Here is a 13,888-nt window from a genome sequence, read left to right on the forward strand (position 1 = left end):
TTGATCCTGCGCAGCGACTTGGGGGAAGCATGGCTAGAAGCGATAGATTGCAGTACGCAGGGACGCGCCCCCATGACGGGCCGCAGAACCCACCGGAAGGCAAGGGCGCGGTAACCGGGGATGAAAGGATTTCCCCCGGGAACATCTCGGTCGAATTCGCCGATGAGGGCCATTTGGTGCTGGTCCTGCCGCCAGGTGAAGTGATCACCGGGACGATGGCCCTGCTGGCGGCAGAGAAGATCCGGGCCTTCGCGGGAGCCAGCACCCTGCCTCTGCTCCTGGTCCTGACCGGGGTGGATTCAGTCTCCCGAAGCGCCCGCGACGTTTTCAGTGCGGCACGGTCGCTCTCGGCGGTTGCCGTCATGGGTGTCTCGCCGGTGGACCGCGTTATTGCTAATTTTCTGTTGGGAGGCGAAGTGCAGCCGTGCCCCACCCGCTACTTCTCGAGCGAGCCTGACGCGCTTGGCTGGCTGAAACGATTTGCGGTATGACACCTGACTCTGGACCTGCCAACCCGTCTGCCGAAGCTGTCCGGCTGAACAGGATAGTCGAGGGCATTGTCAGTATCGCGGCGGGAAACCTCACATCGCGGATTCCCGTTTCGCCCGCACGCGACCAGATTGATGCCGTCAGCACGGGCATTAATCTGCTGGCCGAAGAACTGGACGATATTTACCGGGACCTTGAGCAGCGTGTGCAGGACCGTACCCAGGAGCTCCGGGAAGCCCACGCCCAGATGCAGCACATGGCCCTGAGCGACCCGCTCACCGGAGCTGGAAACAGAACTGCCTTGATGCAGGCAGCTGAGGACGCGTTGGCGGTTTGGAACGTCGAGCAGGTTCGGGATGCCGCGCCGGCGGTTTTGATGGTTGACCTGGATGGATTTAAAGACATCAATGACAGCTTCGGACACCAGGCCGGTGACCGGGTACTCCAGGAAGTGGCGACCCGATTGCTGGCGTGCGTGCCGGGGGATAGCACCGTTTCCCGGCTCGGCGGGGACGAATTCGCCGTCCTGCTCCCCGACGTCAGCCGCATGTCCGCCCGGGCGACGGCCGAGCGTGTGCAGGAAGCACTGGGGTTCAAAATGAAGGTGGAGGAACTGGATGTCTGGCCCCGTGCCAGCATTGGCGTGCACCTTGCCGAGGTTGGGCAATCCGCCAAGGACCTGCTGCTCCGCGCCGACACGGCGATGTACGAAGCGAAGGAAGACGGCCCGGGCCTGGTGCGGCTATTTGAACCGGTGATGCTCTACGCCCGCCAGCTGCGGCGCAAAATGTCCTCCGACCTGCGCAACGCCGTTGAACGCAACGAGTTTCGGTTGGCGTACCAGCCCGTTGTGGATCTGGTCACCGGCAAGATGCAGGGTGTGGAGGTGCTGCTGCGCTGGGAGCATCCGACGCAGGGACTGGTCATGCCGGACATCTTCATTCCGCTGGCCGAGGAGAGCGGAGCCATTCTGGGGATAGGACGCTGGGTGCTGCGGTCTGCCTTGGAACAACTAGCGGAGTGGCGTAAGGCGGGCCAGGACCAGGATGGCTTCCATATCCGCGTCAACGTCTCCCCGTCCGAACTGCAGAGCATGGACTTGGTGGACTTTGTCCGGGCGCAGCTGCGGGAAACCGGCGCCGCACCCGGTGATCTCACTCTTGAGATCACCGAGAGCGCCTTCGTGGGCAGCGGGGACGTGGAGACTTACTCCATGAGATCGATCAAGGCCCTGGGTGTCCGTCTGGAAATCGACGATTTCGGCACGGGGTATTCATCCATCAGCTACCTGCGGCGCCTGCCGGTGGACACCGTCAAGGTGGACCGCGCGCTGATTGCCGAAATCAGCCGCGACGAAGGGCAGCTGCAGTTCGTGGACGCGGTCCACCGGCTTATCCAGGCTGCCGGGATGGAAGCCGTGGTCGAAGGGATAGAGACCCTTGAGCAGGCTGAACTTCTGCAGGACATGGGCTGCTGCAGCGGCCAGGGCTACTATTTCAGCCGGCCGCTCACTGCCGAGCAGGTAGGAACTCTCCTGGCGAGCGGAAGCCGCCTGCCGCTGGCTACGGAACTGCTGGCGTAACCGGACGCCGGGGAGGGAAGCTCAGTTCCGGACCCGGTACCGCAGGAACACCACGCCGTTGGCGAATCGTTTCTCCTCCAGCAGCTCCAGGTCCAGCCGCAGACCGTCCGGCAGGAACCGCTTCCCGCCACCGACAATCACGGGGGAGAGCAGCTGCTGCAGCTCGTCAACCAGCCCTGCCTGCAGCGCCTGGCCGGCGAGGTCCGCTCCGCCCACGGACACGTCGCCGTCGGACGCCTCTACGAGTGCCCGCACGGCAGCAGGATCGAACTCCCGTTCCAGCCGCGTGCGCGGCGCGGAGGGGTCGGCGAGGGTTCGAGAGAAAACCACCTTGTCCGCCCCCTGCCAGATCCGCGCGTACTCGTGGATGGCAGGCGGCTCGTCCTCTGCGGGCACGGCGTCCCAGGCGGCCATCACCTCATACAGCCGCCGTCCCAACAGATGCGTGTGCACGTCCCGCTCAAGCCCGTTGACGAAGGAGTGGACCTCTTCATCGGGCATGCTCCAGTCAAAGGACCCGGACTCGTCCGCTATGTACCCGTCGAGCGACGTGATGCTGGTGTAGATCAGCCGTCCCATGCCGGCCTCCCGCTTAGGCTAGAGTCCCAGGGCCGTCCGTACATCCGCCAGCACCGCATCCAGGGTTGCGCGTGCGTTCGAACGCGCAGCCGGCAGATCAGCCGCTGAACCGACGGGCTCAATCACTTCGAGGTAGCACTTGAGCTTGGGCTCGGTTCCGCTGGGTCGGATGATGACCCGGGTGTTGTCACGGGTAATGTACCGCAGCCCGTCCGTGGGCGGCAGTCCGTTGGCGCCCTCGGAAAGGTCGACGGCGGTTTCCACCGGGGAGCCGGCGAAGGAGACCGGCGGGTGCTCGCGCAGCCGCTGCATCATTTCGGTCAGCAGGCCCAGGTTCTCCACTCGGACGGAGAGCTGGTCGCTCTGATGCAGGCCGTGCTCCAGGGCCAGCTCGTCGAGTTCGTCAAAGAGGGTCCGGCCCTTCGCCTTCAGGGCTGCGGCCAGCTCGGCCAGCAGCACGCCGGCGGAAATGCCGTCCTTGTCCCGGACCAGTCCGGGGGCAACGCAGTAGCCCAGTGCTTCTTCGTAGCCGTAGGTCAGCTTCGGCACCCGGGAGATCCACTTGAAGCCGGTCAGGGTTTCCTGGTGCTCAAATCCTGCAGCGTCCGCAATGCGGGCCAGCAGGCGGGAGGAAACAATCGAGTTGGCGAAAACAACGCCGGAGCGGGTTTTCTCACCCCGCACCTTCCAGCGTCCGGCAGCGATCCGCCGGGCAATGTGGCGGCCCAGCAGGGCACCCACTTCGTCCCCGCGCAGCATGCGCCATTCGCCCGTGGCAGGGTCCTTGGCGGCGACGGCGGCGCGGTCGGCGTCGGGATCATTGGCAAGGACTAGGTCCGCGTTCCGTTCGGCGGCAAGCTTCAGGGCCAGGTCCAGCGCTCCGGGTTCCTCCGGGTTCGGGAAGGCGACGGTGGGGAAGTCCGGGTCCGGCAGTGCCTGCTCCGGAACCAGGGTCACCGAGGTGAATCCGGCGCCGCGAAGCACGGCGGACATGGTTTCGCCGCCGACGCCGTGCATGGGCGTGAGGACGATGTCCAGGTCCCGTGCCGGGTAGCCTTCGCGGTGCGCCAGGTCGTCGACGGCGCCGATGTAGTCAGCGATCAGCGACTCGGAAACCTCCGTGTAGCCGTCCGGTGCCAGCTCAATGGAGTCCAGCGGAACGGTGTAGTCGATCCGTGCGGCAATCTCGGCGTCGTACGGCGTGACAATCTGTGCACCGCGGCCGGGGCCCTTGACCGTGCGGCCGCCCAGGTAGACCTTGTAGCCGTTGTCGGCGGCAGGGTTGTGGCTGGCAGTGACCATCACACCCGCGTCCGTGTCCAGGGCACGGACCGCGTAGGCGAGCAGCGGCGTCGGAAGCGTGCAGGGCAGCAGGAACGTTTCGATGCCGGCGGCGCCGAAAACGGCAGCCGTTTCCAGTGCGAAGTCCTTCGACTTGTACCGGGCGTCGTAGCCGATCACGGCGCTGGGAGTCCAGTTGTCGCCGGCTGTGTCCTGCAGGAAGGAAGCGATGCCGGCAGCGGTGCGCCGCACTACTACGCGGTTCATCCGGTTTGAACCGGCGCCCAGCTCCGCACGCAGCCCAGCGGTTCCGAACTCGAGCGTGCCGGCAAACCGGTCCGCCAGTTCCGCCGCAGCGGCGTCCGCACCGGCGGCGTCCGCGCCGTCCGTGTCCGCACCGTCCGTGTCCGCGAGGATGCGGAGGAGGGCGCGGAGCTCACGGGCGGTGTCCGGGTCAGGGTCACTGTCCGCCCACGCATGCGCGGCGGCGGTGAGTTCTTCGAGGTCGGCGGGGATCAGAGTCATGTGGATACCTACTGTTGCTGGTGCGGGTAGCTGTGCGGCGGAAAGCTGCTAGATCTTGTTGATGATCTCGGCGAGCAGCTTGGAGATGCGCGGTCCGGCGGCCTGTCCCGCTTCCAGGACCTCGCCGTGGCTCAGTGCCACCGGGCTGATGCCGGCTGCCAGGTTGGTGACCAGGGAGATGCCGAAGACCTCCATGCCGGCGTGCCGGGCGGCAATGGCTTCGAGCGCCGTGGACATGCCGACCAGGTCGGCGCCGATGGTCTTGGCGTAGCGGACCTCGGCCGGCGTTTCGTAGTGCGGGCCGGTGAACTGGGCGTAAACGCCTTCATCCAGGGTCGGGTCCACGCTGCGTGCCACGTCGCGCAGCCGCGACGAGTACAGGTCTGTCAGGTCAACGAACGTCGCGCCTTCGAGCGGGGACGTGGCGGTGAGGTTGAGGTGGTCGCTGATCAGCACCGGGGTGCCCGGCTGCCAATCGGGATTCAGCCCGCCGCAGCCGTTGGTGAGGACCATGACCTTGGCGCCGGCGGCGGCTGCGGTGCGTACGCCGTGCACGACGGCGCGTACGCCCTTGCCCTCGTAGTAGTGGGTGCGTGCGCCCAGGACCAAGGCACGCTTGCCGTCGGTGGTGAGGACGGAGCGGATGGTGCCCACGTGCCCCTGCACGGAGGGGGCCGAGAAGCCCGGGATATCGGAGGCGGAGAGCGTAGCGGTGGTCTCGCCGATCAGTTCGGCGGCTTCACCCCAGCCGCTTCCGAGAACCAGTGCAATGTCGTGGGATGGCACGCCGGTGTGCTCTGCAATGTAGTCGGCGGCCTGCTGGGCAAGTTCAAATGGGTCGTTAGTCACTTAACAAACTTACAGCCTTGCCGGCCTGCCGATGTCCGCGCCTGCACCGCCGTTTGAGCGCCGTCACTCGATGGGACAGAATAGAGCCTTGTGACCACCCAACTAGATTTTACTGCCCGGAAACTTGCGATTCTCGGAGGCGGCCCCGGCGGCTACGAGGCTGCCCTCGTGGCGGCATCCCTCGGAGCGGACGTAACCATCGTCGAGCGGCAGGGACTGGGCGGTTCAGCCGTGCTTACCGACGTCGTTCCGTCCAAGACCCTCATTGCCACCGCCGACGTGATGACCCGGCTGACTGCGGCCCGGAACCTCGGCGTGGAATTCGGGGACGTGGCCTCGCCGGTCTACGCAGACCTGAAGGTGGTCAATCATCGCCTGCTGGCCCTGGCCAAGGAACAGTCCAATGACATCCGCAGCACCCTGGAACGGGTGGGCGTGAAGGTGAAGATCGGCGAAGGCCGCCTGCTGGACAACACCACCATTGAAGTCACCGCCGACGACGGCACTGTGGAAACGGTCAAGGCCGAAGCCTTGCTGATTGCCACCGGCGCGAACCCCCGCGAGCTGGAGACCTCCGTTCCCGACGGTGAGCGGATCTTCACCTGGAAGCAGATCTACAACCTCACCGAGGTTCCCGAGCACCTGATCGTCATCGGTTCCGGCGTCACGGGCGCGGAATTCGCCTCCGCCTACAACGGGCTCGGCACCAAGGTCACGCTGATCTCCAGCCGCGACCGCGTGCTGCCCGGCGAGGACGCAGATGCCGCCGTCGTGCTGGAAGACGTTTTCCAGGCCCGCGGCATGACCGTGCTCAGCCGGTCCCGCGCCGATTCCGTGAAGAATACGGGCGACGGCGTGCTGGTTACGCTTTCGGACGGACGGACTGTTGAAGGCAGCCACTGCCTCGTAGCCGTGGGCGCCATCCCGAACACCGCGGGCATCGGTTTGGAAGAAGCAGGCGTGCAGCTGGACGAGCGCGGCCAGATCCGGGTTGACGGCGTCTCCCGCACCACGGCCAGCAACGTCTACGCCGCGGGCGACTGCACCGGCGTTTTCAACCTGGCCTCCGTGGCGGCCATGCAGGGCCGCATTGCCGTGGCACACCTCATGGGCGACGGCGTGAAGCCGCTGAAGCTCAAGACCGTGGCCTCGAACATCTTCACCTCCCCGGAAATCGCCTCCGTGGGCGTTTCCGAGGCCGATGTTGCAGAGGGCCGGTACCAGGGCGACGTCATCAAGCTGTCCCTGCACACCAACGCCCGGGCCAAGATGATGGACGTCAAGGAAGGCTTCGTGAAGATCATTTCCCGCAAGGGCTCGGGCACCGTGATCGGCGGCGTCGTGGTGGGTCCGCGCGCATCGGAGCTGATTTTCCCCATCGCCATTGCCGTCACCCACAAGCTGCACGTGGATGATCTTGCCAATACTTTTGCCGTCTACCCGTCGCTCACCGGTTCCATTTCAGAAGCCGCCCGGCGCCTGCACGTGCACATGTAGCCGACTACTCATCGTCCCGCGTCCGCAACGGTATATCCGTTTGCGGGCGCGGGATTTTTTGTGCCCGGATATCGGCGCCGCGAAACATTTGTCCATTATCCGGACACAAATCTCAAATAACGGACGGAAGCTCCTAGGATGTGGTTACTTCAATTCCTCTTGCGAAAGAGTTCCAATGTCTACTAAGAATCCCTCCGCGGCATCCACGCCGGCGCCGGTGCCGGCCAAGGCCAATTCCAAGGGCCGCGTGATTGTTGCCAGCCTCGTCGGCACCTCCATTGAGTTCTACGACTTCTACGTATACGCAACGGCTGCGGTCCTCGTCTTCCCCCGGTTGTTCTTTCCGAACGCCGAGGGGATCACGGCCCTGCTGAGCTCGTTCGCTGTCTTTGGGGTGGCTTTCATTGCCCGGCCGCTGGGCTCCATCGTCTTCGGGCACTTCGGTGACAAGGTGGGCCGCAAGGGAACCCTGGTGGCATCGCTGTTGACCATGGGGATAGCGACGTTCCTCATCGGTTGCCTGCCGACCGCGGAAAACGGCTGGACGATCCTCGCTCCCGCGATGCTGGTGGTGCTGCGGTTTGCCCAGGGCCTGGCCCTGGGTGGGGAATGGTCGGGAGCGGCGCTGCTCGCGACCGAGAACGCTCCGGCCAACAAGCGTGCCGTCTGGGGAACCTTCCCGCAGCTGGGCGCGCCGATCGGGTTCATCCTGGCCAACGGCCTGTTCCTGCTGCTGAGCTTCCAGCTGGATGCCGAGCAGTTCGACTCCTGGGGCTGGCGCGTGCCGTTCCTGGCCAGCGCCGTCATGGTGATCATCGGCCTGTACGTCCGGCTGAAGCTGGTTGAGACGCCGGCCTTCCAGAAGGTTGTGGATTCGGGCGAGGTCAGCAAACTGCCCCTGAGCCGCGCCTTCAAGTACAGCTGGCGCCAGATGATTGCCGGCACCTTCATCATGCTGGCGACGTATGTGCTGTTCTACCTGATGACCACGTTCACGCTGTCCTACGGGACCGCGGCCAAGAGCGCGGAAGCGGCGCAGGCCGCCGCGGAAAAGGCCGGCAAGGCCTTCGACCCGGAGACCTTCGCCGCCGGTCTGGGCTACGCCCGCAACGACTTCCTGATCATGCTGATCATCGGCGTGGTGTTCTTTGGGATCTTCACGCTCGTCGCCGGTCCGCTGGCGGAGAAGTTCGGACGCCGCAAGACACTGTTGGTTGTCACCGCCGGCATCTTCCTCTTCGGCTTCACGTTCTCGCCGCTGCTGGGCGGCGGAACCGTGGGGGTCATGGCGCTGCTGATCATCGGCTTCACCCTGATGGGCCTGACGTTCGGGCCCATGGGAGCCCTGCTGCCGGAGCTCTTCCCGACCAACGTGCGTTACACGGGCTCGGCCATCGCCTACAACGTCTCCTCCATCCTGGGGGCGGCCGTGGCTCCGTTCATCGCGGTTGCCCTGTGGCAGGCCGCGGACGGAAGCCCGTGGCTGGTGGGCATCTACCTGTCCTCCATGGCGGTGCTGACGCTGATCGCACTGTTCGTGACCAAGGAAACCCGCGACGTCGACTACGAAAACAATTCCAGTGAGGGCGTGAAGGTCCCCTAGGCCCTTCAAACACACAGCAGCAGGCCCGGTTCCCCCTGAGGGAACCGGGCCTGCTGCGTTTTGCGGTGCTGCTGCTGTTGCTCGGAGTTGCTCCGGGATCAGTCCAGGATCGAGGCGATGACGGCGCCGGCGGACACCGTCGCGCCGGGCAGGGCGCTCAGGCCGGAGATAGTGCCGGACTTGTGCGCGGTCAGCGGCTGTTCCATCTTCATGGCTTCGAGCACCACCACCAGGTCACCCTCGCGAACCGCTGCTCCGTCCTCGACGGCCACCTTGACGATGGTTCCCTGCATGGGTGAGGTCAGGTCATCGCCCGCGGCCGCGGTGGAGGCACCGCCCCGGGAACGCTTGCGGGCCTTGCCGTTGCCGCGGGTGCCGTTGGAAGCGCCGGCTGCGGGGCCGCCAAGGCCGGCCGGGAGCACAACCTCGAGCCGCTTGCCGCCTACTTCAACGGTGACGCGCCGGCGCTCGTCGTCGTCGTCGCCCGTTCCGGGTTCGCCGCTCCAGGCCGGGATGGTGTTCACGAACTCGGTCTCGATCCAGCGCGTGTGGACGCCGAAGGTATCCTCGCCGGTGAAGGCGGGGTCCGCAGCGACGGCGCGGTGGAAGGGCAGCACGGTAGGCAGGCCGGCGACGTCGATCTCCGCCAAGGCGCGCCGCGCACGCTGCAGGGCTTCGCGGCGGGTGGCGCCGGTGACGATCAGCTTGGCGAGCATGGAATCGAAGTTTCCGCCCACGGTTTCTCCTGCTTCGATGCCCGAATCAACGCGGACGCCGGGGCCGGTGGGCAGCTTGAACTCGGAGACGGTACCGGGGGCGGGCAGGAAGTTGCGCCCCGGGTCTTCGCCGTTGATGCGGAACTCGAAGGAGTGGCCGCGCACTTCCGGGTCGCCGTAGCCCAGGGCCTCGCCGCGGGCGATGCGGAACTGTTCGCGGACCAGGTCCAGGCCGGTGACTTCCTCGGAGACGGGGTGCTCAACCTGCAGCCGCGTGTTGACCTCCAGGAAGGAAATGGTGCCGTCCTTGCCGACCAGGAATTCGCAGGTCCCGGCGCCCTGGTAGCCGGCTTCCTTGAGGATGGCCTTCGACGCCGAGTAGAGGCTGGCGTTCTGTTCTTCGGTGAGGAAGGGGGCCGGGGCTTCCTCGACAAGCTTCTGGTTGCGGCGCTGCAGGGAGCAGTCGCGCGTGGAAATAACCACCACGTTGCCGTAGGCATCAGCAAGGCACTGGGTTTCCACGTGGCGGGGGGCGTCCAGGAAGCGCTCGATGAAGCACTCACCCCGGCCGAAGGCAGCTGTGGCCTCGCGGACCGCCGAGTCGAACATTTCGGGAATCTCTTCGCGGGTGCGGGCAACCTTGATGCCGCGGCCGCCGCCGCCGAAAGCCGCCTTGATGGCGAGCGGCAGTCCGTGCCGGTCCGCGAAGTCCAGGACATCCTGGGCCGACTCGACCGGATCCGCCGTACCCGGAACCAGTGGTGCGCCGACCTTGGCGGCGATGTGCCGGGCCTGGACCTTATCCCCGAGTGAGGAGATAGCGGCGGGGGAGGGGCCGATCCAGGTCAGGCCGGCGTCGATGACGCGCTGGGCGAATTCGGCGTTCTCGGAGAGGAAACCGTAGCCGGGGTGGATGGCGTCGGCGCCGGCGCGTGCGGCGGCGTCGAGGATCTTGTCCATATCCAGGTAGGACTCGGCCGCGGTGTTGCCGCCAAGCGCAAAGGCCTCGTCGGCGAGGCGGACGTGCAGGGCGTCGCGGTCGGGCTCGGCATAGACCGCAACGGCGGCAATTCCCTCATCGCGGGCGGCGCGGATGACGCGGACCGCAATCTCGCCGCGGTTGGCAATGAGGATCTTCGTGAGTGCCTTGGCGGGGGTCGCAGCAGGCGCGGGGATGTTCTGGCTCATTGGTGCACTGGCTCCTTTTGATCTGTTCGGAGCCTAGCGCGGTTTTGTGGTCTCGGGCCATAATGCGTGCTGTTTCTGCGTGGGAACCGCCCGTTCGTTGTGGGGATTCTACAAAAGGCCGGAGGTTCCCGACTGCGTGCGCGTCGGTGGGGCTGACTGTGCAGTAGATGCTGGTTAAGCCCGAGGCAGGCAGCATCTGCTGCACTTTCGGCCGGCTGAACTGCACAACGGCCTGTGGAAAAAAACCCAGAGGCGCCGGCACACCCCGTAATGGGTATATGACTAAGCCGAAACCGCTGCCCCCGCTCTTGGCCGCTGAGCCGTTCATTTTTTCGGCTGCGCTCCGAGCGGGCGTCACCGTTGCCCGGATGCGTGCGGGGGATCTCTCAGCTCCGACCCGGGCCATTCGCGTCCCGTCAGCCGCACGAATCGACTTGCCTGCGCTGTGCCGCCCGTATCTGGAACTGCTTCCGGATGCCGCGATCAGTCACGGGACCGCGGCCCTGTTGCTTGGACTGGTGGTTCCGCAACGGGTGGCACAGGAGGGAACTATTCATATCTCCCGCGACCCGGCCCATGCCGTTCCGCGGCGCCGCGGAATCACCGGCCACCGGCTGGTGCTCAGCGCGGAAGAAGTCGGGACATTCCGGAACCTCCGGGTGACCGCCGTACACCGCACCTGGCTGGATCTGGCCACTGTGCTCACTGTGGACGAACTGGTAGTTGCCGGAGACCACATCATCAGCGAGACACGGAGGTCCTTCGGCATCCCGCGGACGGCTTTGGTCCGTCAGGCCGATTTCGAGAGGTATGTTGCCGGGAAGAGTGGAGTCCGGGGAATAACCAAGGCCAGGGAAGCGATGGCCCTCATGCAGCCGGGTGTCGATTCTCCGCCCGAGACACGGGTTCGGTTGCTGGTGCACCGGGCGGGACTGCCGGAATTTACCCCCAATACGCCGATATTCGACGCTACCGGCCATCCGGCCGTGTGGACTGATCTGGGCTGCCGCCGCTACCGGACATGTATTGAGTACGAGGGGACACACCATCTAAGTCCCGGCCAGCAGAGCAGGGACCACGAGCGGGATCTCCTCACGGCCGAGCTGGGTTGGCACCAGGTCAAGATCAACCGGTTCGATCTGGCGCAGGGGAGCAATTGGGTGGTCGGGAAAGTCCGCCACGCGCTCCGGAAAGGCGGATGGACTCCGGACTTGCCGGGAAATCCATCGAGTGTGCAGTAGATGCTGCCTCGCTCAGGGGGAGGCAGCATCTACTGCACACTCACGGAGGCTACTTCCAGAGGTCGATGATCCGCACATCGACGCTGGCGAGGAGCTGGCGCAGCGTCGAAACCGAAAGTCCGACGACGGCGTGCGGGTCGCCGTCGACCCGCTCGATGAACGCCCCGCCCAGGGAATCGATGGTGAAGGAACCGGCCACCTGCAGCGGCTCACCCGTGGCGATGTAGGCCTCGATCTCATCCTCGGAAAGCTTCACGAAGTGCACCTCGGCGGAGGACACCGCCCCGAGGGTGGCTCCGGAGCCGTCCTCGTCGGTGTCGCGGCAGTCCACGAGCCAGTGCCCGGTATGCAGTACCCCGGAGGAACCGCTCATGCGGCGGATCCGTTCGCGCGCGACGTCGGCCTCCCACGGCTTGCCGTGTGCCTCGCCGTCGAATTCGAAGACTGAATCGCAGCCGATGACCAGCGCGCCGTCGGCCTCGGGCAGGGAGGCTACGGCTTCGGCCTTGGCGCGGGCCAGCAGCAGGGCCGTATCGTGCGGGTCGGTCAGGCCGTAGCGGGCGGTGACGGCGTCTTCGTCGACGTCGGAGACGAGGACGGTATGGCTGATGCCGGCATCGGTCAGCAGTTTGGTGCGGGCGGGGGACGCGGAGGCCAGGATGAGGCTCAGATTGGGGTTGGTCACGGGTTCAAGCCTAGTGCCGGGGCGGACCGGCCCGGAAACCAAAAACGCCGGGCCGCCCCCGAAGGGACAGCCCGGCGTCGTACTCCAGGGAGGATCAGCTATTGGACTCAACGAGCAGGGGAACCTCGATCTGCTCGGAATCGTCCGCGAAGGGATCGCCCTGGCGGCGGGCGTTGTACAGTCCGCTGTCCAGCAGCGCGTTGCGCTTGGCCACGAGGGTGGGGACCACGGTCTGGCCGGCCACGTTCACTGCGGTGCGGCCCATGTCCAGGATCGGATCGATGGCCAGCAGCAGGCCGACGCCGGCAAGCGGCAGGCCGAGGGTGGACAGGGTCAGCGTGAGCATCACGACGGCGCCGGTGGTGCCGGCGGTTGCGGCGGAACCCAGGACCGAAACCAGTGCGATCAGCAGGTAGTGGGTGAATTCCAGGTCCACGTTGAAGAACTGTGCCACGAAGATCGCGGAGACGGCCGGGTAGATGGAGGCGCAGCCGTCCATCTTGGTGGTTGCACCCAGGGGTACGGCGAAGGATGCGTAGGCCCGGGGGACGCCGAGGTTACGCTCGGTCACACGCTGGGTCAGCGGCAGCGTACCCACCGAGGAGCGGGAGACGAAGGCCAGCTGGATAGCGGGCCAGGCGCCGGAGAACCACTGGCGGACGGAGAGGCCGTGGGCCTTGATCAGCGCCGGGTAGACACCGAACAGCACCAGGAACAGGCCAAGGTAAACGGTGAGGGCGAACATGCCCAGGGATCCGATGGTGTCCCAGCCGTAGGTCGCGACGGCGGTGCCGATGAGGCCGACCGTGCCGACCGGTGCGAGGCGGATGATCCACCACAGGACCTTCTGGATGACGGCCAGGGCCGAGGCATTCAGGGCCAGGAACGCTTCGGCGGGCTTGCCCACCTTGAGGGCGGCGATGCCGACGGCGATCGCGATCACGAGGATCTGCAGCACGTTGAAGCTGACGCTGGTGGTGACGTCCCCGGACTCCGCCACCTTGGAACTGGCGCCAAGTCCCAGGAAGTTGGCCGGCACCAGCCCGGTCAGGAAGCCCACCCAGCTGCCCTGGCTGCCGCTGAACTCCTCGCCCTGGCTGACGTCGGCGTTGTTGCCGGGCTGCAGGAAGAAGCCGAGCAGGATGCCGATGACCACGCTGATGAGTGCCGTAATGGCGAACCAGAGCAGCGTCTGCCAGGCCAGCCGGGCGGCGTTGGAAACGGCCCGGAGGTTGGCAATGGAGCTGACCACGGCGGTGAAGATCAGGGGGACAACGGCGGCCTTCAGCAGCGATACGTAGCTCGTGCCGATGGTGCCCAGCGTGGTGGTGAGCCAGTTCGGCTCATCGTCAACGGTGCCCATTGACTTGGCCAGCAGGCCCAGCGCCAGGCCAACAATAAGGGCGGCGATGATCTGCGGTCCGAAGGACGTTGCCCACTTGGGCAGCCGCCGGGCGGTGGATTCAGGGGAGGAGGTCTGTGAGGTCACGGGAAAGACTCTAGCGGTGCGTCATTACCAGAACCGCCTCCAAGTTGCGAAATATGACGTAAGGAAAAAGTTGCAGGGCTCACCTGGCGACCGTCAGATCCGCACCGTTGCGGGGCTTCATCGCAGTGGCCCGGAATATTTCCCGGGCCACTGTGACTAAGATC

11 protein-coding genes are annotated in these 13,888 nt (G+C 65.8%); 5 read left to right on the plus strand and 6 right to left on the minus strand.

Annotated elements, in window-relative coordinates; genetic code table 11:
- The first annotated feature begins 29 nt into the window (after positions 1–29).
- The gene (locus tag LJ760_RS16160) at positions 30–491 is read left to right on the plus strand and encodes a DUF7793 family protein (protein WP_227924338.1); all 462 of its coding nucleotides are present in this window, start codon (positions 30–32) and stop codon (positions 489–491) included.
- Entirely contained in the window at positions 488–2,071 is a 1,584-nt protein-coding gene (locus LJ760_RS16165; RefSeq protein ID WP_227924339.1) for a bifunctional diguanylate cyclase/phosphodiesterase, read from the plus strand. The genes LJ760_RS16160 and LJ760_RS16165 overlap by 4 nt, the downstream gene beginning before the upstream one ends.
- A 21-nt stretch (positions 2,072–2,092) precedes the next feature.
- On the opposite strand, the gene LJ760_RS16170 is transcribed toward LJ760_RS16165, so the two are convergent.
- From LJ760_RS16170 to LJ760_RS16180, 3 genes are read right to left on the minus strand one after another with little or no spacing between them, the layout of a single operon-like run.
- The gene (locus tag LJ760_RS16170; RefSeq protein WP_227924340.1) at positions 2,093–2,650 is read right to left on the minus strand and encodes a dihydrofolate reductase family protein; all 558 of its coding nucleotides are present in this window, start codon (positions 2,648–2,650) and stop codon (positions 2,093–2,095) included.
- 18 nt (positions 2,651–2,668) lie between these two features.
- Positions 2,669–4,456, minus strand: coding sequence for a phospho-sugar mutase (locus tag LJ760_RS16175; protein WP_227924341.1), 1,788 nt, complete (start codon positions 4,454–4,456; stop codon positions 2,669–2,671).
- Between the two features lie 48 nt (positions 4,457–4,504).
- Entirely contained in the window at positions 4,505–5,305 is an 801-nt protein-coding gene (locus LJ760_RS16180; RefSeq protein WP_227924342.1) for a purine-nucleoside phosphorylase, read from the minus strand.
- A gap of 90 nt (positions 5,306–5,395) precedes the next feature.
- Between LJ760_RS16180 and LJ760_RS16185 the strand changes: the two genes are divergently transcribed.
- Both LJ760_RS16185 and LJ760_RS16190 read left to right on the plus strand, forming a co-directional pair.
- Positions 5,396–6,802, plus strand: coding sequence for an NAD(P)H-quinone dehydrogenase (locus LJ760_RS16185; protein WP_227924343.1), 1,407 nt, complete (start codon positions 5,396–5,398; stop codon positions 6,800–6,802).
- Positions 6,803–6,977: 175 nt separating this feature from the next.
- Entirely contained in the window at positions 6,978–8,405 is a 1,428-nt protein-coding gene (locus LJ760_RS16190) for an MFS transporter (protein ID WP_227924344.1), read from the plus strand.
- A 98-nt stretch (positions 8,406–8,503) separates the two neighbouring features.
- Here the strand turns inward: LJ760_RS16190 and LJ760_RS16195 are convergent, their stop codons facing one another.
- Entirely contained in the window at positions 8,504–10,309 is a 1,806-nt protein-coding gene (locus LJ760_RS16195) for an acetyl/propionyl/methylcrotonyl-CoA carboxylase subunit alpha (protein ID WP_227924345.1), read from the minus strand.
- A 278-nt stretch (positions 10,310–10,587) separates the two neighbouring features.
- Here LJ760_RS16195 and LJ760_RS16200 point away from each other — a divergent pair, with 278 nt between their 5' ends.
- Complete coding sequence (locus tag LJ760_RS16200) at positions 10,588–11,550, plus strand: endonuclease domain-containing protein (protein ID WP_227924346.1); 963 nt, start codon at positions 10,588–10,590, stop codon at positions 11,548–11,550.
- A 49-nt stretch (positions 11,551–11,599) separates the two neighbouring features.
- Here LJ760_RS16200 and LJ760_RS16205 read toward each other — a convergent pair whose 3' ends face one another.
- Entirely contained in the window at positions 11,600–12,235 is a 636-nt protein-coding gene (locus tag LJ760_RS16205; protein ID WP_227924347.1) for a Maf family protein, read from the minus strand.
- Positions 12,236–12,329: 94 nt separating this feature from the next.
- Entirely contained in the window at positions 12,330–13,724 is a 1,395-nt protein-coding gene (locus LJ760_RS16210; protein ID WP_227924348.1) for a dicarboxylate/amino acid:cation symporter, read from the minus strand.
- Between the last annotated feature and the right edge of the window lie 164 nt (positions 13,725–13,888).

The organism is Arthrobacter sp. zg-Y895 (assembly GCF_020731025.1).
GTDB lineage: Bacteria > Actinomycetota > Actinomycetes > Actinomycetales > Micrococcaceae > Arthrobacter_B.

Excerpts from the sequence above, each read along its gene's own strand:
- LJ760_RS16160 (WP_227924338.1), top strand. The coding sequence starts at position 30 with ATGGCTAGAAGCGATAGATTGCAGTACGCAGGGACGCGCCCCCATGAC.
- LJ760_RS16165 (WP_227924339.1), top strand. The coding sequence starts at position 488 with ATGACACCTGACTCTGGACCTGCCAACCCGTCTGCCGAAGCTGTCCGG.
- LJ760_RS16170 (WP_227924340.1), bottom strand. The coding sequence starts at position 2,650 with ATGGGACGGCTGATCTACACCAGCATCACGTCGCTCGACGGGTACATA.
- LJ760_RS16175 (WP_227924341.1), bottom strand. The coding sequence starts at position 4,456 with ATGACTCTGATCCCCGCCGACCTCGAAGAACTCACCGCCGCCGCGCAT.
- LJ760_RS16190 (WP_227924344.1), top strand. The coding sequence starts at position 6,978 with ATGTCTACTAAGAATCCCTCCGCGGCATCCACGCCGGCGCCGGTGCCG.
- LJ760_RS16195 (WP_227924345.1), bottom strand. The coding sequence starts at position 10,309 with ATGAGCCAGAACATCCCCGCGCCTGCTGCGACCCCCGCCAAGGCACTC.
- LJ760_RS16200 (WP_227924346.1), top strand. The coding sequence starts at position 10,588 with ATGACTAAGCCGAAACCGCTGCCCCCGCTCTTGGCCGCTGAGCCGTTC.